This is a genomic window from Mesorhizobium sp. P2_F8 (genome assembly GCF_056403655.1).
Window position 1 is genome coordinate 488302 of the sequence record NZ_JBFUFB010000004.1, and the last position, 20519, is coordinate 508820.

Consider the following 20519-nt stretch of genomic DNA (forward strand, 5'->3'; position numbering starts at 1 on the left):
GTCAGGCATCTCAGGCCTCGCCAATGTCGATGATGATGTTGCCGTCGGCGTCCGAGCGCGCCCGGTCGCCGGGTTCGAGCACGGTGGTCGCATCCATCTGTTCGAGGATCGCCGGGCCTTCGATGACCGCGTCGAGCGGCAGCTTTTCGCGCGCGAAAACCGGGGTGTCGTGCCACCGCCCGCCGTACCAGACCGGCCGAATCTCGCGCCGTGCTTCGTCGAGCGTTTTTCCGCGACCAGCCGGGTCGATCAAACGCGACAGGTCGATCGCCGGCCGCACACCCGTCACCGAGGTGTTGAGGTTGACGAGGTTGGCGCGGATTTCCGGCAGCTCGACCTTGAAGCGGGCGAAATAGGCTTTTTCGAACAGCGTTTGCAGCTCATGTTTGGTCACCGACGAGGATGGCAACGGCACGTTGATGATGTGGGTCTGGCCGACGAACTGCATGTCGGCGGAGTGGGTGACGCGGATCGTCTCGGGCTTCACCGCTTCCTTGCCGATGAGCTCCTCGCCTTCGTTTCGGTGCCGTTCCAATACGGCGTGAAGCTGGTCCTCGTCGAGCACCGCCACCGGCTGGTTGACGGTGTTGACGAAGTCGTGGCGCAGATCGGCGACGACGCAGCCGAGCGCGTTGGTGATACCTGGCCGCGCCGGCACCAGCACCTTGGGCAGGCCGAGTTCGCGCGCCAGGGCGGTTGCGTGCAGCGGCCCGGCGCCGCCGAAGGCGAACAGTGCGAAATCGCGCGGATCATGGCCGCGCGACACCGAAACCATGCGGATGGCGCCGGCCATCTTCATGTTGCCGAGCCGCAGCACCGCGCCCGCCGCCTCGACGCCGGACAGGCCGGTCGCCTTGCCGATCTTCTCCTCGAAGATACCGGTGACGCGCTCGACGGTGACCGGGTTTTCGACCGCCAGCAGCTTTTTCGGCGCCAGCCGGCCGAGCACCAGATTGGCGTCGGTGATGGTCGGCTCAAGGCCGCCGCGTCCGTAGCAGATCGGGCCGGGATTGGCGCCGGCGCTTTCCGGACCGATCTGGATCAGGCCGGCGGCATCGACGCGGGCGATCGAGCCGCCGCCGGCGCCGACCGTGTGCACCGCCACCATCGGCACGTGGATCGGCATAGCATATTCGATCTCGATCTCGTTCGAGACAGCCGGCTCGGCGTTGCGGATCAGCGCCACGTCGGTCGAGGTGCCGCCCATGTCGTAGGTGACGAGGTTTTCGTAGCCGGCGCGTTTTCCCGTATAGGCGGCGGCGATGACGCCCGAGGCCGGACCGGACATGACGGTCTTGGCCGATTCACGTGTGACGAAGCGGGCCGAGATCATGCCGCCATTGCCGTTCATGATCAGGAAGTCGCGGGCATAGCCTTTCGAGCCCAACTCCTTGCGCAGCCGCTCGACATAGCGCTCGAGGATCGGCTGCACCGAGGCATTGACCGAAGCGGTGACGCCGCGCTCGAATTCGCGCGCTTCCGACAGCAGCGCGTGGCCCGACGTGATGTAGCCGTTCGGCCAGAGCTCGGCGGCAATCTCGGCGGCGCGGCGCTCATGCGCCGGGTTGGCGTAGGAATGCAGGAAATGGATGACGAGGGATTCGCAGCCGGCGTCGATCAAGGCCTTCACCGCCACGCGCATTTCGGCCTCGTCGAGCGGCGCGCGCACCGTGCCCGACGCCTCGACACGCTCCGAGACTTCGAGCCTCAGATTGCGCGGGATGATCGGCACGAAACTGCCGGTCATGCCGTAGGCCTGCGGCCGCGTGCGCCGGCCGAGCTCGATCACGTCGCGAAAACCGCGCGTGGTGATCATGCCGGTTTTCGCCAGCCGGCGTTCGAGCACCGCATTGGTGGTGGTGGTCGTGCCATGCACGATGAGGTCTATGCCGTCGATCGGAAATCCGGTGGCGCCGAGCGCCGAAACGACGCCGAACGCCTGGTTGTCGACCGTGGTCGGGGTCTTGGCGATATGCACCCGGCCGCCGTCTCGGCCGTCGATCAGAAGCAGGTCGGTAAAGGTCCCGCCGACATCGATACCGGCGACGACGCTGCCCAGGGAATCCGGCTGCTGCACCGAAAAATTCTCTTTCATTGTCGAAACCCGAAATGCGCGGACTACGGATATGTCACAGTTTGGAAAGGTGTTTCGCGGCGGTATCTTGACGCAAATATCGTTTGTATACTAATAAATTCCGGACACAAGAGCTTACTGCTTTGGAGTGTGCAGGCAGCACGCCGGAACCTGAACAGTTCGGGCGCGCAGGTGAAGGTTTGGTGCCCGCGTTCGCAGTTGGGCCAGAAGGTTGGATTTGATGAACACCACAACCGCATTCAATACCGCAGGCGCCCGCCCGCTGCAGTTTCCGATTCCGGCCAATGTCTATGCCGAGACCGTCGTCTCGGTAAAGCACTATACGGACCGGCTGTTCTCGTTCCGCATCACCCGGCCGCAGTCGCTGCGCTTCCGTTCCGGCGAGTTCGTCATGATCGGCCTGCCCAACGCCGAGAAGCCGGTTTTCCGCGCCTATTCGGTGGCGAGCCCGGCCTGGGACGACGAGCTGGAATTCTTCTCGATCAAGGTGCCGGACGGCCCGCTGACTTCGGAACTGCAGAAGATCCAGGTTGGCGACACCGTCATCATGCGCCAGAAGTCGACCGGCACACTGGTCGTCGACGCGCTGACGCCCGCCAAACGCCTGTTCATGATCTCGACCGGCACCGGCATCGCGCCTTTCGCCAGCCTGCTGCGCGACCCCGACACCTATGAGAAGTTCGAGCAGGTCGTCCTGACCCACACCTGCCGCGATACTGCCGAGCTCATCTATGGCCAGGAGCTGGTCGCCGGGCTCGAAAGCGATCCGCTGATCGGCGAGCTGACCGGCGGCCGCGTCACCCTCTACAATTCGACGACCCGCGAAGACTCGGCGCGCATGGGCCGCATCACCGCGCTGATCGGGTCCGGCAAGTTCTATACCGATCTCGGCATCGACAAGCTCAATCCGGAAACCGACCGCATCATGATCTGCGGTTCGATGCACATGCTGAAGGACGTCAAGGAGCTGGCCGAAAGCCTCGGCTTCGAGGAGGGCTCGCTGCATCATCCGGCGAGTTTTGTCGTCGAACGCGCCTTCGTCGGCTGAGCCGACCAACACACTCAGAAATCAAGTTTTGACCTTTCGGTCAAAAAACTAGCTGCTTTCGCGGCCTTTTTAAGCTATGAGCGCAAAAGCGCGTCGCCTTACGCGACGCGCTTTTTGTTTTTTGTCGATGCATGCCGTTGTCCCAAAACCGCTGCGCACTTTTGGGCGGCATGCATTAAGGGACTCGTGAAGCGTCAATTCACGGGCTATCTTCGGCGCAAGTCGCTGAATGAAAGGGCAGGAGATGAGCAGCACAATCCGCGAAGCCGAGCTTGGTGCCGGCGCGTCGAAGGTGACGCCACTGCCGGCGCGCGCCGCCGCCAATACCCCCGTTCCGCTGGACCATCGCATCGCGCGCAACCCCGGCATGAAGCTCGACCTCGGCTTCATGGAGTCGGTGCGCAGCGTCAACCGCTCGGCGCTCGAGCGCCGCGTCGCGAGCCTGACCAAGCGGCGCTCTATCAAGGCCGACAATCAGGCGGCCTGGCTGCTGCGCGCCGTCGCCTGCATGGACCTGACGACGCTGAATTCCAACGACACCGAAGAGCGCGTGCGCCGGCTGTGCGCCAAGGCGATCAATCCGTTCCGCCGCGATATCGTCGAGGGTCTCGGTATTGCGGGCGAGGTCATTCGCCCGGCCGCCGTCTGCGTCTACCATCCCTTCGTCGCCACCGCGGTCGATGCCGTGCGCGGCACCGGCATCCACGTCGCCGCCGTTTCCACCGCCTTCCCGCACGGCCTTGCCCCACTTTCCACCCGCCTGCAGGAAATCGAGGCCTCGGTGAAGGACGGCGCCGACGAGATCGACGTCGTCATTCCGCGCGGGCTGGTGTTCGGCGCCAAGTGGCGGGAGCTTTACAACGAAATCGTCTCGATGCGCGCCGCCTGTGGGGACGCGCATCTGAAGGTCATCCTCGGCACCGGTGACCTCGCCACGCTGCGCAATGTCATGCTCGCCTCGATGGTCGCTATGATGGCCGGCGCCGACTTCATCAAGACCTCGACCGGCAAGGAAAGTGTGAACGCCACGCTGCCGGTCGGCCTCGCCATGGTTCGCGCCATCCGAGCCTATTTCGAGGAGACCGGCTATCTCATCGGTTTCAAGCCGGCTGGCGGCATCTCCACGGCAAAAGCCTCGCTCGACTGGCTGGTGCTGATGAAGGAAGAACTCGGCCGGCCATGGCTGGAGCCCGAGCTGTTCCGCTTCGGCGCCTCGAGCCTTTTGACCGACATCGAGCGCCAGCTCGAACACCATCTGACCGGGCACTATTCGGCCAATCATCGCCACGCGATGGCTTGAGCGCCCGACCGCGATCAGCCTAGCCGATCGACCCTCCCCACGAGGGGAGGCGAAGGAGGAACCCCATGAACATTCTCGACCGCTATCACGCCATGGAGTACGGCCCGGCGCCGGAAGCCCGCAACGAGGCCGACGCCTGGCTTGCGGCGCGCGACTTCGGCAAGGCGCTGTTCATCGGCGGCGACTGGAAAGCCGCTTCCGGCGGCAAGACCTTCGAGACCAGCGAGCCCTCCTCCGGCAAGCTGCTGGCCAAAGTGTCGGACGCCAATGCCACCGATATCGACGCGGCGGTCTCGGCCGCGGCCAAGGCGCTGCCGAAATGGTCGGCGTCTTCAGGCTATGTCAGGGCGAAAGTGCTCTATGCCATCGGCCGCGCCATGCAGCGCCACCAGCGCCTGTTCGCCGTGCTGGAGTCGATCGACAACGGCAAGCCGATCCGCGAAAGCCGCGACATCGACGTGCCGCTGGCCATCCGCCATTTCATCCACCATGCCGGCTGGGCGCAGGCGCTGGACAGGGATTTCCCCGGCCACAGGGGTGTCGGCGTCGTCGGCCAAATCATCCCGTGGAATTTTCCGCTGCTGATGCTGGCCTGGAAGATCGCGCCGGCGCTTGCCGCCGGCTGCACCGTGGTTCTGAAACCGGCCGAATTCACGCCGCTGACCGCCATCCTGTTCGCCGAAATCTGCGAACGTGCCGGCGTGCCGAAGGGCGTCGTCAACATCGTCCAAGGCGGCCCGGAAGCCGGTGCGGCCATCGTCAACCACCCCGGCATCCAGAAGATCGCCTTCACTGGTTCGTCGGACGTCGGCAAAATCATCAGGAAAGCTACGGCGGGTTCAGGGAAGAAACTGTCGCTGGAGCTTGGCGGCAAGTCGGCCTTCATCGTCTTCGAGGACGCCGATCTCGACAGCGCCGTCGAAGGGCTGGTCGACGGCATCTGGTTCAACCAGGGCCAGGTCTGCTGCGCCGGTTCGCGGCTTCTGGTGCAGGAAGGCATCGCCGATGCCCTCATCGCCAAGGTCAAGACACGCATGAGCCGGCTGCGCGTCGGCAGCCCGCTCGACAAGAACACCGATATCGGCCCGCTGGTCGACGCCACACAGCTCGACCGGGTCAAGGGCCTGGTTGCCGAGGGCGCCAGACAGGGCGCTGTGTGCTGGCAGCCGGACGCCGCGCTGCCTACCTCCGGCTATTACCATCTGCCGACGCTCGCCACCGGTGTTTCGCCGGCTAATATTTTGGCGCAAGAGGAAGTGTTCGGGCCGGTGCTGGCGACCATGACCTTCCGCAACACCGAGGAAGCGATTGAGCTTGCCAACAACACGCGCTATGGGCTGGCCGCCTCGGTGTGGAGCGAGAACGTCAACCTCGCCTTGCATGTCGCGCCGCAATTGAAGGCTGGCGTTGTCTGGGTCAACGGCACCAACATGTTCGACGCCGCCTGCGGTTTCGGCGGCTACCGCGAGAGCGGTTTCGGCCGCGAAGGCGGGCGCGAAGGCATGTTCGAATATCTGGCGGCCAAATTGCCACTTGGCCCGGTGATCAAGCCGGCGGCAGTCTCCGCGCAACCTGCCGAGCAATCCGACGGCGATACGATCGACCGCACGGCAAAGCTGTTCATCGGCGGCAAGCAGGTGCGGCCGGACGGCAACTATTCGCTGGCTGTCGCCACCGCCAAGGGCAAGCTTGCCGGCGAGGTCGGTCTCGGCAGCCGCAAGGATATCCGCGACGCCGTTTCGGCGGCGCGAGCCTGCAAAGCCTGGCCGGAAGCGACCGCCTACAACCGCTCCCAGGTGCTCTACTATCTGGCCGAAAATCTTTCCGGACGCGCCGGCGAGTTTGCCGCCCGCCTCACCGAGCTGACCGGCGCTACGCCCAAGGCAGCGCGCGACGAGGTCGACCAGTCGATCGAGCGGCTGTTCCTCTATGCAGGCCTTGCCGACAAGTTCGAGGGCCGCGTTCACCAGCCGCCGGCACGTGCCGTGACACTGGCGCTGCACGAACCGGTCGGCGTTGTCGGCGTCGTCGCCCCCGACGCGTCACCGCTGCTTGGCCTGATCTCGCTCGTCGCACCGGCGCTCGCCATGGGCAACACCGTGGTCGCGGTGCCGTCCGAGCGGTACCCGCTGGTCGCCACCGACCTCTATCAGGTCATCGAATATTCCGACGTTCCGGCCGGCGCCATCAACATCGTTACCGGCCGAACGGCCGAACTCGCCGCTGTGCTGGCCAAGCATGACGATGTCGACGGGCTCTGGGTGTTTGCCGATGCCGACACCTGCGCCAAGGCGGAGGCCGAGTCGATCGGCAACCTCAAGCGCGTCTGGAGCGGCAATGGCCGCGGCCTCGACTGGGCGGCCGACGAGGCGGCCGGCGATGCCTTCCTGCGCCGCGCCGTGGAGGTCAAGAACGTCTGGGTGCCTTACGGCGACTGATGCATGTCGCCCAAAAAGCGTCAGCTGGTTTTGGGACACGACATGGATGAAGACAGGGAACCAAAGCGCGTCGTGTGCTTTGGGCAGTTTCGACGCCGCTGCCGCGATGGTGATCGTGTTCGGACTTGACGCCCGTATGCATGTTCTTTAACGAGAAAAAACATCTTTATCTGTGGGCTGACAGGCGCGCAGGCCGCATGATGGCGTCCGACTGGCCCATGACGCCGTGGCCGACCACCGGTAGACCCGGACGATCCCAAGCGGACGAGGAGAAGAGCATGGCGGATCTGGCAGGCAAGGTCGTTGTCGTCACGGCAGCGGCGCAAGGCATCGGCAAGGCGAGCGCACTGGCCTTCGCCAAGGCAGGTGCCGTCGTCTACGCCACCGACATCAACGAGGCGCTGCTGGCGGAGCTCGCCAAGACCTCCGACATCAAGACCCGCAAGCTCGATGTGCTCAACGACGATGCCGTCAACGCCGCCTTCGCCGAGATCGGCAAGGTCGACGTGCTGTTCAATTGTGCCGGCTTCGTCCATTCCGGCTCGATCCTCGAGATGAAGGACGCCGATCTCGATTTCGCCTTCAACCTCAACGTCCGCGCCATGATACGCACCATCAAAGCGGTGCTGCCCGGCATGCTAGAGCGCGGCGACGGATCGATCATCAACATGTCGTCGGTTGCCGGCGCCGGCAAGGGCGTGCCGAACCGCTTCGCCTATGGCGTCACCAAGGCTGCGGTCATCGGCCTGACCAAGGCAATCGCTGCCGACTATGTCGCCAAGGGCATTCGCTGCAATGCCATTTGCCCCGGCACGGTCGAGAGCCCGTCGCTGCAGGACCGTATGCATGCGCAGGGCGACTACGAAGCCGCCCGCGCCGCCTTCATCGCCCGCCAGCCGATGGGCCGGCTCGGCACGCCGGAGGAAATTGCCGATCTCGCCGTCTATCTGGCCGGCGCTACCTATACGTCCGGACAGGCCTATAATATCGACGGCGGCTGGTCGATCTGAACCAAACCGACTGAGGAGACATACCATGAAGCTGCTGCGCTATGGCGAGGCGGGGAGCGAACGCCCCGGCCTGCTCGATGCGGATGGAACGATCCGTGATCTCACCGGCCATGTCGCCGACATCGGCGGCAAGGCACTCGATCCGGCATCGCTGGCGACGCTGGCCAAACTCGATCCGAAGTCGCTGCCGGCGATTTCCGGCAAGCCCCGCATCGGCGCCTGCGTTGCCGGCACCGGCAAGTTCATCTGCATCGGCCTCAACTATTCCGACCACGCCGCCGAGACCGGCGCCACCGTGCCGCCGGAGCCGATCATCTTCATGAAGGCAAGCTCGGCCATCGTCGGGCCCGACGACGACGTGCTGATCCCGCGCGGCTCGGTAAAGACCGACTGGGAAGTCGAACTGGCCGTGGTCATCGGCAAGACGGCGAAATATGTCAGCGAAGCCGACGCGCTCGACTATGTCGCCGGCTATTGCGTCGCCCACGATGTCTCTGAACGCGCCTTCCAGGCCGAGCGGCAGGGCCAGTGGACCAAGGGCAAGTCCTGCGACACCTTCGGTCCGATCGGCCCGTGGCTGGTGACCAAGGACGAGGTCGCCGACCCGCAGAACATCAAGATGTGGCTGACCGTCAACGGCAAGACGATGCAGAACGGCTCGACCAAGACCATGGTCTATGGCGTGGCATACCTTGTTTCCTACCTCAGTCAGTTCATGTCGCTACACCCCGGCGACATCATCTCGACCGGCACCCCACCCGGCGTCGGGCTGGGCATGAAGCCGCCGGTGTTCTTGAAGGCCGGTGATGTTGTCGAGCTCGGCATCGAGGGCCTTGGCCAGCAGAAGCAGACGTTCAAGGCTGACGCTTGAGCACTTAAGTTCGATAAGTTTGCGCCGCCCCTCATCCGCCTGCCGGCACCTTCTCCCCGTTTAGTGACGGGGAGAAGGGAAGCGCTCCAACGCCGCCGACCCCCTCTCCCCGTTCTTCACAGGGAGAGGGTAAGGGTGAGGGGCAGCGCCGACCCAAGCGTTCAGCCGCTACTTCAGCACCTTCCCATCAGCGCCAAACCGATAGGTCTTGGCCGGGTCCGGCGTCGCATAGAGCGTGGCGCCCGGCTCGGCGTCGTAGACACCGAAGATGCGCACGGTGATCAGGCCGGCCTTCTCGCAGTCGAGATAGAGATTGGTGTCGGCGCCGAGATGCTCGGCGTGGACGACCGTGCCCTTCCAGGCGCCGGATTTCGGGTCGACGGTCAGATGCTCCGGCCGTACGCCGATGGTCTTGGCGGTTTCACCAAGCCTGGCGCCGTCGACGAAGTTCATCTTCGGCGAGCCGATGAAGCCGGCGACGAACTCATTCGCCGGCGAATTGTAGAGTTCCATCGGGCCGCCGATCTGCTCGATCCGGCCGGCGTTCAGCACCACGATCTTGTCGGCCAGCGTCATCGCCTCGACCTGGTCGTGGGTGACGTAGATCATCGTCGCCTTCAGCCGGCGGTGCAGCTGCGCGATCTCCAGCCGCGTGTTGACGCGCAATGCAGCATCAAGATTCGACAGCGGCTCGTCGAAGAGAAAAAGCTTGGGCTCGCGCACCACGGCGCGGCCGATGGCGACGCGCTGGCGCTGGCCGCCGGAGAGTTCGGCCGGCCGCCTTTCGAGATAGGGCTCCAGCGACAGCATCGAGGAGGCAATGCCAATGCGGCGGTCGATCTCGGCCGCCGGCGTGCCCGCCTGTTTCAGCCCGAGGCCCATATTGTTCTTCACCGTCAGATGCGGGTAGAGCGCATAGGTCTGGAACACCATGGCGATGCCGCGCTTGGCCGGCGGCGTGACGGACACGTCCTGGCCGTCGATGACGACCCGGCCCGAGGTCGAATCCTCCAGTCCGGCAATGACCCGGAGCAAGGTCGACTTGCCGCAGCCCGACGGGCCGACGAAGACGACGAATTCGCCGTCCGTCACCTCGAGGTTGATGCCCTTCAGCACCTCGACCGGCCCGAAGGCCTTCTTCACGTTCTCGATGTTCAGCGAGCCCACGGCTTCGTCCCTGTTCTAGAGTTTGACGGCTGCGCCGCTGCGCACGCTCTCGTCTGCGGCAAGGCAGACGGCGAGCGATTTCACCGCGTCGTCCATGTGCCTGGTGAGGTCGATATCCTCGCGGATCGCCTTCAGCACGAAGGCCTGTTCGAGATCGCAGAGGTCCTGATGGCCCGGCTCGCCCGCCATCGACAGCATTTCGTCCGGCTTGGCGAACTTGCCGTCCGGGCCGGTCGCCGCACTGTGCAGGCGAATGGTCGAGGTCTTGGTGTGGGTATCGATGTCATCGGACTTCACACCCTCCTTCATGACGATCGACACGCAGCCATTGGGCGAAATGACGTCCTTCACGAAGAAGGCCGTTTCCGAAATCATCGGCCCCCAGCCGGCTTCGTACCAGCCGACCGAACCGTCATCGAACAGCACCTGCAGATGGCCGTAATTGTACATCGACGAGGCAACCTCCTCGGTCAGCCGCAACCCCATGCCGCGCACCTCGACCGGCCTGGCGTCGGTGATCTGCAGCATCACGTCGAGATAGTGGACGCCGCAGTCGACGATAGGCGACGTCGTCTGCATCAACTGCTTGTGCGTCTCCCAGGTATGGCCGGAGGATTGCTGGTTCAAATTCATGCGGAAGACGTAGGGGCCGCCGAGCTTGCGCGCCTCGGCGATCAGCCTGATCCAGGACGGATGGTGGCGCAGGATGTAGCCGATCACCAGCTTCCTGCCATTCGCCCTTGCCGCCGCGACGACGCGTTTGGCATCGGCCACCGTCGTTGCCAATGGCTTTTCGACGAAGACATGGCAGCCGGCCTCGAAGGCCTTCACCGCATAGTCGGCATGGCTGTCGGAGTAGGTGGCGATGCAGGCGACATCGGGCTTTTCGTCGCGCAACGCCTCGTCGAAGGAGCGCCTGATGCCGTAGGAGGAAAGCCCGTCCGGCAGCGGCACGTCGGAGCGATTGACCAGTGCCGAGATCTGGAAGCCCGGATTGGTGTGATAGGCCAGCGCATGGCTGCGACCCATATTGCCGAGGCCGGCGACGACGACGCGAAGGGGTGTCTGCGAACTCACTTGACGGCTCCCGAGGTGATGCCGCGGATCAGCTGCCGCGAGAAGATGACGTAGAGGATCAGCACCGGCATGATCGCCAGCGAGAGCGCAGCCAGGATGGCGTTCCAGTTGGTGACGAACTGGCCGAGGAACAGCTGCGCGCCGAGCGTCACCGTCTTGGTCTCTTCCGACGGCGCCAGGATCAGCGGGAACCACAGATCGTTCCAGATCGGGATCATGGTGAAGACGGCGACGGTCGCCATCGATGGCCTGACCAGCGGCAGCACCAGCCGGAAGAAGATGGTGTATTCGGACAGGCCGTCGATGCGGCCGGCGTTCTTCAGGTCGTCGGACACCTGCTTCATGAATTCCGACAGGATGAAGATGGCGAGCGGCAGGCCTTGCGCGGTGTAGACCAGGATCAGCGCCGTCAGCGTGTTGACCAGACCGCTCGCCACCATCAGCTGCAGGATGGCGACGGTGCCGAGGCGGATCGGGATCATGATGCCGAGCGCCAGATAGAGCCCCATCAGCGAGTTGCCGCGAAAGCGGTATTCCGACAGCGCGAAGGCGGCCATGGCGCCGAACAGAAGCACGAAGAACAGCGAAGCGACGGTGACGACGAGGCTGTTGTGGAAATAGTGGATGAAATCGCCCTGGCCGATGACGGTGGTGTAGCCGATCAGGTCGAAGGTTTTTGGCGTCGGCGGCGTCAGCGGCGCGCCGAAGATGCCGGCGCGGGACTTGAACGAATTCATGATGACGAGGATCACGGGAAACAGCGCGATCGCCGTATAGGTCAGCAGGATCGCGTGGGCGCCGATGGTGCGGGGCAGGGAATGGGTGGCGGTGCTCATCTCTTGCTCCTCAGAACTGGTAGCGACGCAGGCGCGTCTGCACGAGGAAGAGATAGACGCAGACGCCGCCGAGGATGATCAGGAACATCATCGTGGCGATCGCCGCGCCCATGTTGGGGTCGCCGACCTGCAACTGGAAGCCGAAGAAGGCGCGGTAGAGGAAAGTGCCGAGAATATCGGTCGAATAGTTCGGCCCGGCGAGCGCGCCTTGCGCGGTGTAGATCAGGTCGAAGGCGTTGAAATTGCCGACGAAGGTGAGGATCGAGATGATGCCGATCGACGGCAGGATCAGCGGCAGCTTGATCTTCCAGAACTGCGACATGCCGGTGATTCCGTCGCATTCGGCGGCCTCGATCACCTCTTCGGGGATCGACAGCAGGGCGGCATAGATCAGCATCATCGGGATGCCGACGAACTGCCACACCGAGATCAGGCTGAGCGCCGTCAGCGCGTATTCTTCCTTGCCCAGCCACGGCGTGAACAGGCTTTTCAGGCCGACGAGATCGAGCAGATGCGGCGCCACGCCCCACAGCGGCGACAGGATCAGCTTCCAGGCGAAGCCGACRATGACGAAGGACAAGATGGTCGGCACGAAGATTGCCGTGCGGTAGAAGGCGGCAAATCTCAGTCTCGGGCTGGACAGAAGTGCGGCCAGCATGACGCCGATCGGGTTCTGCACCAACATGTGGATGATGAAGAACCAGGTGTTGTTCCGGAGCGCATTCCAGAAATTCACCGACCAGTTGGGGTCGCCGAACAGCGTGCGGAAGTTCTCCAGCCCGACGAAGACCTGGTGCTGCTCGATGTTGCGGAACAGCGACAGCTGCAGCGTGCCGGCCAGCGGCAGGATCATGATCGCCGTATAGACAAGCACCGCCGGCGCCAGGAAGACGCCAATGTGCCAACGGAACGGTCTTTTCGGTCGTGTGTCTGCGGCCATGAGTTCGGTCCCCGCCGTCTCTCGGTTCCAAATGGGTGTTGATCTAGATGATGCCTCGATGCACGGCCCGAACATTCTTGCCCCGTGCGGCAAGAACAAAGGCCTGCGACTGATCAGCTAGCCTTCCCCATGAAAAGCAAGGGTAAGGCCGAGAGGCGGTGCCGACAATCGCTATCTGAACGGGCGCAATCTGAAGAACCAGGGTAGTCCGAGACCGGCCAGGCGTACGCCCGGCCGATCTCGTTGCCTGAGCTCTTACTTCGCCGGCTTGTACCAGCTGTCGAGGCCGGTCTGCAGCTTCTTGGCCGCAGCTTCCGGGGTGTCGGTGCCGTTGATGACGTTGGCCGATTCAACCCACGTCTCGTTTTCGAGGTTCGGCGTGCCACGCGACAGGATCTGGTAGGTCGAGCGGATCGTCGACTTGCACTTGCCGCGCCAGGAGACGAATTCCTGGGCCAGCGGGTCTGCCATCTTCACCGGCGAGGAGTTCAGGCTGAAGAAGCCCGGCAGCGCGTTGGCGTAGATGGTGGCGAAGTCCGGCGAGGCGACCCAGGACAGGAAGGTCTTGGCCGCATCTGCGTTCTTCGAAGCCGCATTCAGACCCATGCCGATATCGGTATGGTCGGAGATGTAGCAGGTGTCGCCGGCTTTCTCGACCGGCGGCGGGAAGGCGCCCATCTTGAACTGGGCCTGGGTGTTGAACAGGCCGATTTCCCAAGAACCGGCCGGGTAGATGGCGGCGCGGCCAAGCGTGAACAGGTTCTGGCTGTCTGGATAGGTCTGCGCCTCGAAGCCGTCGCCGAGATAAGGCTTCCACTTGGCCAGTTCCTCATACGGCGCGACCCAGTCCTTGTCGGTCAGCTTCTGGTCGCCCTTGATCAACGCAGCGCGGCCGTCCTCGCCCTTCCAGTAGTTGGGGCCGATGTTCTGGTAGCCCATGGTCGCGGCTTCCCACAGATCCTTGGTGCCCATCGCCATCGGGATGTAGGTGCCGTCGGCCTTGATCTTGTCGAGCGCGGCGAAGAACTCGTCGCGGGTCTCCGGCACCTTGATGCCGAGCTTGTCGAAGGCGTCCTTGTTGTAGATGAAGCCGTGGATGACCGAGGCCATCGGCACGCAGAAGCTCGCCTTGCCGTCGTCGGTCTGCCAGGCGGACTTGGCCACCGGCGAGAAATTGTCCATGCCGGGCAGCGCCGAGAGGTCGGCAAGGTTGCCCTTCTTGAACAGTTCAAGCGACTTGTCGAACGGGCGGCAGGTGATTAGGTCGCCCGCAGAGCCGGCGGCGAGCTTGGCGCCAAGGGCGGCGTCATACTCGGTCGGCGCCGAAGGTGCGAACACCACCTTGATACCCGGGTTCTTGGCTTCGAAGGCCGGGATCAGCTTGTCCTTCCAGATGGCAAGGTCGTCACCGCGCCAGCTTTCGATGTTGAGCGTTACGTCTGCAGCATTAGCCACCCCAGCCGAGCCGAGAATGCTGGTGCCCAGAAGCAGTGCCGTCAGTAGTTTCGTTGTCATGCTCAGTCTCCCTGTTGACCTTTTTCAGGTTCGGTTTTGATGAGAACAGAGGCTGCGCGCCCCTTGCTCCCCTCGATCGCGGAAAGCGCCGGCCTCAGCTTCTGGCCGGTTCCTTCCAGCAGTTTCTCCGCCGCATCGGCGCTGTCGGCGCCGGCGGCGAGCAGAATGGCGGTCTTGACCGCGCCGCCGCTCTTCTCGAGCAGGCGCGCCGCTTCGTCCCTGCCGCGCCCGCTGACTGCGGCGACGATGCGCGCTGCGCGGTCGCGCAGCTTGATGTTGTCGGCCATCAGGTTGACCATGTAGCCGTCATGCACATGGCCGAGATGGACGGCGGTCAGCGTCGACAGCATGTTGAGCGCGATCTTCTGGGCGGTGCCGGCGCCCATGCGCGTCGAGCCGGCAATCAGTTCCGGCGGCGTTTCGAGCAGGATGGCGGTTTCGGCCTGCCGCAGCAGAGCCGAGTCCCGGTTGTTGGCGATGCCGATGGTGGCGGCCCCGCGATTGGCGGCTTCCTCGATGGCCCGCACCGCATAGGGCGTCGTGCCGCTGGCCGAAATGGCGATCAGGCAATCGCCCTTGCCGATGCCAGCATTGATGACGGCTGCTGCCGCCTCCTCGGCGTCGTCCTCTGGACCGCCGGCCAATGTCCGGAAGGCTTCGTCGCCGCCGGCGATCAGGATGGCGATGCGGTCGCGGTGAATGCCGAAGGTGCCCGGAAGTTCAAGCGCATCGGCCAGCGCCATCAGGCCTGAACTGCCGGCCGCGGCATAGGCAAGCTTGCCGCCGCCGTTCAACCTGCCGGCGATGATCTCGGCCGCCTTGGCGATGGAGGGAATGGCGTGGCGCACGACTTTTGCAGCCTCGATCTGCGCGTCGGCCAAATAAGAAAGGATGGCGTCCGGGGCCTGGATATCCAGCCCCTCGGCATTTTGGTGAAGCGCTTCGGTGCGCGTTTCGGCCATCCCGGTTCCTCCAATGCGGAAACAATACCAAAAAAATACCACTTGTCCACATGCATTAACGAATTCGCTGGTCGGAAATTGCTCAGCCGACGAAATGCCTAGGTTTTTCAATAAAATACGGCTTAATTTTTTTGAAACGGAAATTAACTCTTGGCTATTGGTATTTTATTGGTATTATCCGCCAGGAGGAGAAATCGCGTGAATTTCGTGCTCGGTATCGATGGCGGCGGCACCAGCTGCAGGGCCGCCCTGGCAACCGCGGATGGTGCCGTCATTGGCCGCGCCAAGAGCGGCGCCGCAAACATCCGCACCGATCTCACCGGCGCCCGGTCGAACATCGTCGAGGCGGCGAGGCAGGCGTTCATTGCCGCCCGACAGGATCCGGAGTTGATCCCGCAGACGCCGGCCATTCTCGGCCTTGCCGGCGCCAATGTCGGCACCTACCGGCAGCAGCTCGAAGCGATCCTGCCGTTCAGCATCAGCCGTGTCGAGACCGACGCCGAGATCGCGCTGGAAGGGGCTGTCGGCTCCGGCGACGGCGCCATGGCCATCCTCGGCACCGGCACCGCCTATATGGCGCGCAAGAACGGCAAATCGCGCGCCATCGGTGGCTGGGGCTTTCAAGTCGGCGACCAGGGTAGCGGCGCCCGCATCGGCCGCGACCTGCTCGAACAGACGCTGCTTGCCTATGACGGCGTCCGCGAAGGTTCGCCGCTGACGCAGAGCATGCTTGCGGTGTTCCGCAACAATCCGCAGGACGTGGTCGAATTCACCACCAATGCCAAGCCCGGCGATTTCGGCGGCTTCGCGCCCAAGGTGTTCGAGCATGCCGAAAAGGGCGACAGCGTCGCCAACTGGATCCTGGACAGGGTCGTCGCCGATGTCGAAGCCGCGCTCGGCGCGCTCGACCTTGCGGATGACGCTCCGCTGTGCCTGCTCGGCGGGCTGGCGCCGCTTTACGCGCCGCGCCTGTCGGCCCGCTACCGGGCGCTGCTGAAGCCGCCGCTCGACGATGCGCTGGGCGGCGCCGTGCAGATGGCGGCCCGGCTTTTCGCCGGGACAGTGGAGGCGGCTCGATGAACGATGCCGCCGACCAGATCTTCGCCATGCTGAAACAGTCGTCGCAAAGCGGTGCGCCGCTTTATCTGCAACTCAGGAAAAGCATCGAGGACGCCGTCAATCGCGGTCTGATCGGACCGGGCGACGCACTGCCCTCGGAGCGTGACATCGCCAGCAAGGCCGACATTTCGCGCGTCACCGTGCGCAAGGCGGTGCAGGATTTGGTCAAGGGCGGCATTCTGGTGCAACGCCATGGCTCCGGCACGTTCGTGGCGCCGCGCATGGAGCGCGTTGAGCAGTCGCTGTCACGGCTGACCTCGTTTACCGAGGACATGGCGCGGCGCGGCATGGCGGTGCGTTCGGCCTGGCTCGACCGCGGCCTTTACGCGCCCTCGCCCGACGAGATGATGGTGCTCGGCCTGTCGTCGAACGAACTGGTGGCGCGGGTGGCGCGCCTGCGCATCGCCAACGACACGCCGCTGGCGATCGAACGCGCCTCGCTGTCGGCCAGCGTGCTGCCCGACCCGGCGGGAATAGGTTCCTCGCTCTATGCGGCCCTGGAATTGACCGGCAACCGGCCGGTGCGGGCGGTGCAGCGCATCTCCGCCGCCAACCTCGGCGACGGCGACGCGCGCCTGCTCGAGGTGCCGCCGGGGATTGCCGGCCTGCACATCGAACGCATCTCCTATCTGGCGAGCGGCAAGGTGATCGAATTCACCCGTTCCATCTACAGAGGCGACGCCTATGATTTCGTCGCCGAACTGCGGCTGACAGGGCCGAGCGAAGAGGGCCGACCATGACCACAGAGCCGACAATGCCGAATGAACCGACCCCGTCGGCTGAGCCGACCATGTCGGCTGGGATGACCCATATGCGGCGCGAGATCGAGGAGATCCCGCTGGCCGTCGCCCGCCTGCTCGACGGCTCCGGCACCGTGCTGACCGAGGCCGGGCGCGGCATCCGCGAACGCGACCCGCAATTCGTCGTCACCGTGGCGCGCGGTTCGTCCGACCATGCAGCGACCTTCATGAAATATGCCGTCGAGCTGACCGCGGGCCTTGCCGTCGCATCGGTCGGTCCGTCGATCGCCTCGATCTATGGAGCCGAGCTCAGGCTCGGCGGTTCGGCCTGCCTGGCGATCTCGCAGTCGGGCAAGAGCCCCGACATCGTCGCCATGGCCGAAACGGCGCGAGCCGGCGGCGCGCTGACCATCGCCATCACCAACACCGCCGATTCGCCGCTGGCGCGTGCCTCGGACTATGCGATCGATATCCTGGCCGGACCGGAGCGCAGCGTCGCGGCGACCAAGACCTTCATCAATTCCGCCGTCGCCGGTCTTGGCCTGATGGCGCATGCCACTGGAGACGAGGCGCTGCTGGCGGCGCTCTTCGAATTGCCCGAGCATTTCCGCAAGGCGATCGCCTGCGACTGGATGACGGTGCTGGCCGAAACGATCGAAAAGCAGAAGTCGCTGTTCATCCTCGGCCGCGGCCCGTCGGCGGCGATGGCCAACGAGGCGGCGCTGAAGTTCAAGGAGACCTGCGGCATGCATGCCGAGGCCTACAGTGCGGCCGAAGTCATGCATGGCCCGCTGGCGCTGATCGGCCCGGACTTTCCGGTGCTGGCGCTGGCCGCGCGTGACGCATCGGAGCCTTCCGTTGCCGAGGCCGCCGACAGCCTGGCGGCCAAGGGTGCGCCGGTGTTCGTCACCTCCGCACTTGCCCAGCGCGCCGTGCGCCTGCCGCATGTCGCCACGGGCCATCCGCTGACCGATCCGCTGACGCTGATCGTCTCCTTCTACATGTTCGTCGAGGCGTTTGCCCGCCATCGCGGCCTCGATCCGGACACGCCGCGCAATCTTCGCAAGGTGACGGAGACCGTATGAGCGACCGTTTCGCCCTGACTGGCGCCCGCATTTTCGACGGCGACGACTGGCACGACGGCGCAGCACTCGTCGTCCGCGACGGCCTCGTCGAGGCCATCCTGCCCGCCGGCGCCATTGCCTCCGATATCCGCATCGTCGAGACCGGCGGCGGCATGCTGGCGCCCGGCTTCGTCGACCTGCAGGTCAATGGCGGCGGCGGCGTCATGCTCAACGACCACCCTGATGTCGCCTCGCTCGATACCATCTGCCGGGCGCATGCGCCCTTCGGCACGACGGCGTTGCTTGTGACGCTGATCACCGATACGCCCGACATCACCGCCGCCGCCGTCGCCGCCGGCGAAGCCGCGACGCTGCGCAAGCTGCCGGGTTTCCTCGGCCTGCATCTCGAAGGCCCGCATCTGTCGATCGCCCGCAAGGGCGCGCATGATCCAGCGCTGATCCGGCCGATGCTGGACGCTGACCAGGCGAAGCTGATCGCGGCGCGGCAGAAACTGCCGGTTCTTTTGACCACCATCGCACCGGAATCCGTCGAACCGGCTCGGGTCTCGGCGCTGACCAGGGCCGGCGTCATCGTCAGCCTCGGCCATTCCGACACCGGCTACGCCACGGCCAGCACCTTTGCCGCGGCCGGCGCCTCGATGGTCACGCATCTGTTCAACGCCATGAGCCAGATCGGCAACCGCGAGCCCGGGCTGGCTGGCGCCGCCATCGATATCGGCTCCCTGTCGGCCGGCCTCATCGCCGACGGCATCCATGTCGATCCCGCCACCATCAAGATCGCGTTGCGCGCCAAGCAGGGACCGGCCAAAATCGTGCTGGTCACCGACGCCATGGCGCCGATCGGCACCGACATGACCTCGTTCACGCTCAACGGCCGCACCATCTACCGCAGGGATGGCAGCCTGCGGCTTGCAGACGGAACGCTTGCGGGTGCCGATCTCGACATGATCTCGGCCGTTCGGTTCATCCACCGCGTCGTCGGGGTCGAGCTTTCCGAGGCCTTGCGCATGGCTTCGCTCTATCCCGCGCAAGCGATCGGCCAGTCGCACCGGCTCGGGCGCTTTGCCAACGGCACGGCAGCCGATATCGTTGCGCTGTCGGACGATCTCGACATCAGAGGCGTCTGGATCGGCGGCGGGAAGGTTTTTGCGGGCTCCAACAGCGCTGGGTGATATCAGGCCATGCATGACATCGATTGCGTCATTGCAGGAGCAGGTGTCGTCGGGCTCGCCATCGCCAGGGCGCTCGCCCTGTCGGGCCGCGAGGTGCTGGTGGTCGAGCAGGCCGGCGCGATCGGCACCGGCACAAGTTCGCGCAATTCCGAAGTCATCCATGCAGGGCTCTACTATGCGCCGGGAAGCCTGAAAGCCCGGCTCTGCGTCGAAGGCCGCGAGCGGCTCTATGCCTATTGCCGCGAGCACAATGTTGCCCATGCGCGCACCGGCAAGCTGATCGTCGCCGTCGAACCGGGCCAGTTGGAAAGGCTGGACGCGATCAGGGCCAACGCGCAGAGCTGCGGGGTTGGCGATCTCGAAATCTTGACGCAGGCACAAGCCGAGAGCCTCGAACCCGCGCTGCAATGCGCCGGCGCGTTGCTCTCGCCATCGACCGGCATCATCGACAGCCAGGCACTGATGCTGTCGCTGCGCGGCGACGCCGAGGCCGCCGGTGCATCCTTCGCCCTGCTCACGTCCGTTACCGGAGCGGCGATCGAAGCCGATGGGATCCGGATCGATACCCGCGATGCCGATGGCGAGGGCTTCGCGCTGAAGGCTGGCGCCTTCGTCAACGCCGCGGGCCTCGATGCGCAGGCTCTCGCCGGCCGCATCGAAGGTTTTCCGCAACGCCTTGTTCCACCGCGATGGCTGGCGCGCGGCAACTATTTTTCACTCTCGGGCCGGTCACCCTTCTCGCGGCTGATCTATCCGGTGCCGGTTAATGGCGGCCTCGGCGTCCATCTCACCCTCGATCTGGGCGGCGGCGCGCGCTTCGGTCCGGATGTCGAATGGATCGACAGCGTGGATTACACGGTCGACCCTGCTCGTGGTGCGGCCTTCTACGGCGAGATCAGGCGCTATTGGCCCGATCTTGCCGACGGCGCCTTGCAGCCGGCCTATGCCGGCGTCCGGCCAAAACTGTCCGGCCCGGGCCAGCCTGCGGCCGACTTTATGATCCAGGGTCCGGCCGACCATGGCACAGGGCCGATCGTCAGTCTGTTCGGCATCGAGAGCCCCGGCCTGACGGCAAGCCTGGCGATCGCCGAGCATGTAGTCGAGCTGCTGTACCGCGGCTGACGAGCTGCCTGCGCACGTCCAG

17 protein-coding genes are annotated in these 20519 nt (G+C 64.7%); 10 read left to right on the top strand and 7 right to left on the bottom strand.

The annotated features are described in order from the left end of the window. Positions 1-10: 10 nt before the first annotated feature. A complete protein-coding gene (locus AC1DZP_RS13160) occupies positions 11-2095 on the bottom strand; it encodes a hydantoinase/oxoprolinase family protein (protein WP_477302833.1) in 2085 nt (694 codons plus the stop codon). A 220-nt stretch (positions 2096-2315) separates the two neighbouring features. Between AC1DZP_RS13160 and AC1DZP_RS13165 the strand changes: the two genes are divergently transcribed. The 5 genes from AC1DZP_RS13165 to AC1DZP_RS13185 all read left to right on the top strand — a co-directional run bounded on the left by AC1DZP_RS13165 (position 2316) and on the right by AC1DZP_RS13185 (position 8762). Next, the gene (locus AC1DZP_RS13165; RefSeq protein ID WP_095083643.1) at positions 2316-3143 is read left to right on the top strand and encodes a ferredoxin--NADP reductase; all 828 of its coding nucleotides are present in this window, start codon (positions 2316-2318) and stop codon (positions 3141-3143) included. A 244-nt stretch (positions 3144-3387) separates the two neighbouring features. Further along, positions 3388-4443, top strand: a complete 1056-nt coding sequence (gene deoC / locus AC1DZP_RS13170; RefSeq protein WP_184872888.1) for a deoxyribose-phosphate aldolase — start codon at positions 3388-3390, stop codon at positions 4441-4443. Between the two features lie 65 nt (positions 4444-4508). Next, positions 4509-6881 carry an aldehyde dehydrogenase family protein gene (locus AC1DZP_RS13175; protein WP_477302835.1) on the top strand — a complete coding sequence of 791 codons (2373 nt, stop codon included), beginning with the start codon at positions 4509-4511 and terminating at the stop codon, positions 6879-6881. A gap of 278 nt (positions 6882-7159) precedes the next feature. Further along, complete coding sequence (locus AC1DZP_RS13180; RefSeq protein ID WP_477224938.1) at positions 7160-7891, top strand: SDR family oxidoreductase; 732 nt, start codon at positions 7160-7162, stop codon at positions 7889-7891. 25 nt (positions 7892-7916) lie between these two features. Continuing rightward, on the top strand, positions 7917-8762 hold the full coding sequence (locus AC1DZP_RS13185; RefSeq protein WP_477302837.1) for a fumarylacetoacetate hydrolase family protein: 846 nt from the start codon (positions 7917-7919) through the stop codon (positions 8760-8762). Positions 8763-8930: 168 nt separating this feature from the next. Here AC1DZP_RS13185 and AC1DZP_RS13190 read toward each other — a convergent pair whose 3' ends face one another. The 6 genes from AC1DZP_RS13190 to AC1DZP_RS13215 all read right to left on the bottom strand — a co-directional run bounded on the left by AC1DZP_RS13190 (position 8931) and on the right by AC1DZP_RS13215 (position 15259). After that, the gene (locus tag AC1DZP_RS13190; RefSeq protein WP_457150532.1) at positions 8931-9929 is read right to left on the bottom strand and encodes an ABC transporter ATP-binding protein; all 999 of its coding nucleotides are present in this window, start codon (positions 9927-9929) and stop codon (positions 8931-8933) included. 15 nt (positions 9930-9944) lie between these two features. Continuing rightward, positions 9945-11006 carry a Gfo/Idh/MocA family protein gene (locus AC1DZP_RS13195; protein WP_477302839.1) on the bottom strand — a complete coding sequence of 354 codons (1062 nt, stop codon included), beginning with the start codon at positions 11004-11006 and terminating at the stop codon, positions 9945-9947. Continuing rightward, positions 11003-11842, bottom strand: coding sequence for a carbohydrate ABC transporter permease (locus AC1DZP_RS13200; protein WP_477302841.1), 840 nt, complete (start codon positions 11840-11842; stop codon positions 11003-11005). Before AC1DZP_RS13200 ends, AC1DZP_RS13195 begins: the two co-directional genes overlap by 4 nt. Before the next feature lie 10 nt (positions 11843-11852). Further along, complete coding sequence (locus tag AC1DZP_RS13205) at positions 11853-12782, bottom strand: carbohydrate ABC transporter permease (protein WP_477224936.1); 930 nt, start codon at positions 12780-12782, stop codon at positions 11853-11855. Positions 12783-13037: 255 nt separating this feature from the next. Next, positions 13038-14297: an ABC transporter substrate-binding protein gene (locus AC1DZP_RS13210; RefSeq protein WP_477224935.1), complete on the bottom strand. Its 1260-nt coding sequence runs from the start codon at positions 14295-14297 to the stop codon at positions 13038-13040. A gap of 2 nt (positions 14298-14299) precedes the next feature. Further along, a complete protein-coding gene (locus tag AC1DZP_RS13215) occupies positions 14300-15259 on the bottom strand; it encodes an N-acetylmuramic acid 6-phosphate etherase (protein WP_477302843.1) in 960 nt (319 codons plus the stop codon). A 198-nt stretch (positions 15260-15457) separates the two neighbouring features. Between AC1DZP_RS13215 and AC1DZP_RS13220 the strand changes: the two genes are divergently transcribed. From AC1DZP_RS13220 to AC1DZP_RS13240, 5 genes are read left to right on the top strand one after another with little or no spacing between them, the layout of a single operon-like run. Continuing rightward, entirely contained in the window at positions 15458-16339 is an 882-nt protein-coding gene (locus tag AC1DZP_RS13220) for a glucosamine kinase nucleotide-binding domain-containing protein (protein WP_477302845.1), read from the top strand. Next, positions 16336-17118 carry a GntR family transcriptional regulator gene (locus tag AC1DZP_RS13225; RefSeq protein WP_457150526.1) on the top strand — a complete coding sequence of 261 codons (783 nt, stop codon included), beginning with the start codon at positions 16336-16338 and terminating at the stop codon, positions 17116-17118. Before AC1DZP_RS13220 ends, AC1DZP_RS13225 begins: the two co-directional genes overlap by 4 nt. A gap of 50 nt (positions 17119-17168) precedes the next feature. Then, the gene (locus AC1DZP_RS13230; RefSeq protein WP_477302964.1) at positions 17169-18203 is read left to right on the top strand and encodes an SIS domain-containing protein; all 1035 of its coding nucleotides are present in this window, start codon (positions 17169-17171) and stop codon (positions 18201-18203) included. Continuing rightward, complete coding sequence (gene nagA, locus AC1DZP_RS13235) at positions 18200-19375, top strand: N-acetylglucosamine-6-phosphate deacetylase (protein WP_477302847.1); 1176 nt, start codon at positions 18200-18202, stop codon at positions 19373-19375. The genes AC1DZP_RS13230 and nagA overlap by 4 nt, the downstream gene beginning before the upstream one ends. Before the next feature lie 9 nt (positions 19376-19384). Beyond that, positions 19385-20497 (top strand): NAD(P)/FAD-dependent oxidoreductase, encoded by a 1113-nt coding sequence (locus tag AC1DZP_RS13240; protein WP_477302849.1) that lies wholly within the window; start codon positions 19385-19387, stop codon positions 20495-20497. Positions 20498-20519 lie beyond the last annotated feature (22 nt).

Bases quoted from the DNA above. Each gene is read 5' to 3' on its own strand.
- AC1DZP_RS13160 (WP_477302833.1), bottom strand. From the start codon at position 2,095: ATGAAAGAGAATTTTTCGGTGCAGCAGCCGGATTCCCTGGGCAGCGTC.
- AC1DZP_RS13165 (WP_095083643.1), top strand. From the start codon at position 2,316: ATGAACACCACAACCGCATTCAATACCGCAGGCGCCCGCCCGCTGCAG.
- deoC (WP_184872888.1), top strand. From the start codon at position 3,388: ATGAGCAGCACAATCCGCGAAGCCGAGCTTGGTGCCGGCGCGTCGAAG.
- AC1DZP_RS13175 (WP_477302835.1), top strand. From the start codon at position 4,509: ATGAACATTCTCGACCGCTATCACGCCATGGAGTACGGCCCGGCGCCG.
- AC1DZP_RS13180 (WP_477224938.1), top strand. From the start codon at position 7,160: ATGGCGGATCTGGCAGGCAAGGTCGTTGTCGTCACGGCAGCGGCGCAA.
- AC1DZP_RS13185 (WP_477302837.1), top strand. From the start codon at position 7,917: ATGAAGCTGCTGCGCTATGGCGAGGCGGGGAGCGAACGCCCCGGCCTG.
- AC1DZP_RS13200 (WP_477302841.1), bottom strand. From the start codon at position 11,842: ATGAGCACCGCCACCCATTCCCTGCCCCGCACCATCGGCGCCCACGCG.
- AC1DZP_RS13210 (WP_477224935.1), bottom strand. From the start codon at position 14,297: ATGACAACGAAACTACTGACGGCACTGCTTCTGGGCACCAGCATTCTC.
- AC1DZP_RS13215 (WP_477302843.1), bottom strand. From the start codon at position 15,259: ATGGCCGAAACGCGCACCGAAGCGCTTCACCAAAATGCCGAGGGGCTG.
- AC1DZP_RS13225 (WP_457150526.1), top strand. From the start codon at position 16,336: ATGAACGATGCCGCCGACCAGATCTTCGCCATGCTGAAACAGTCGTCG.
- AC1DZP_RS13230 (WP_477302964.1), top strand. From the start codon at position 17,169: ATGTCGGCTGGGATGACCCATATGCGGCGCGAGATCGAGGAGATCCCG.
- nagA (WP_477302847.1), top strand. From the start codon at position 18,200: ATGAGCGACCGTTTCGCCCTGACTGGCGCCCGCATTTTCGACGGCGAC.
- AC1DZP_RS13240 (WP_477302849.1), top strand. From the start codon at position 19,385: ATGCATGACATCGATTGCGTCATTGCAGGAGCAGGTGTCGTCGGGCTC.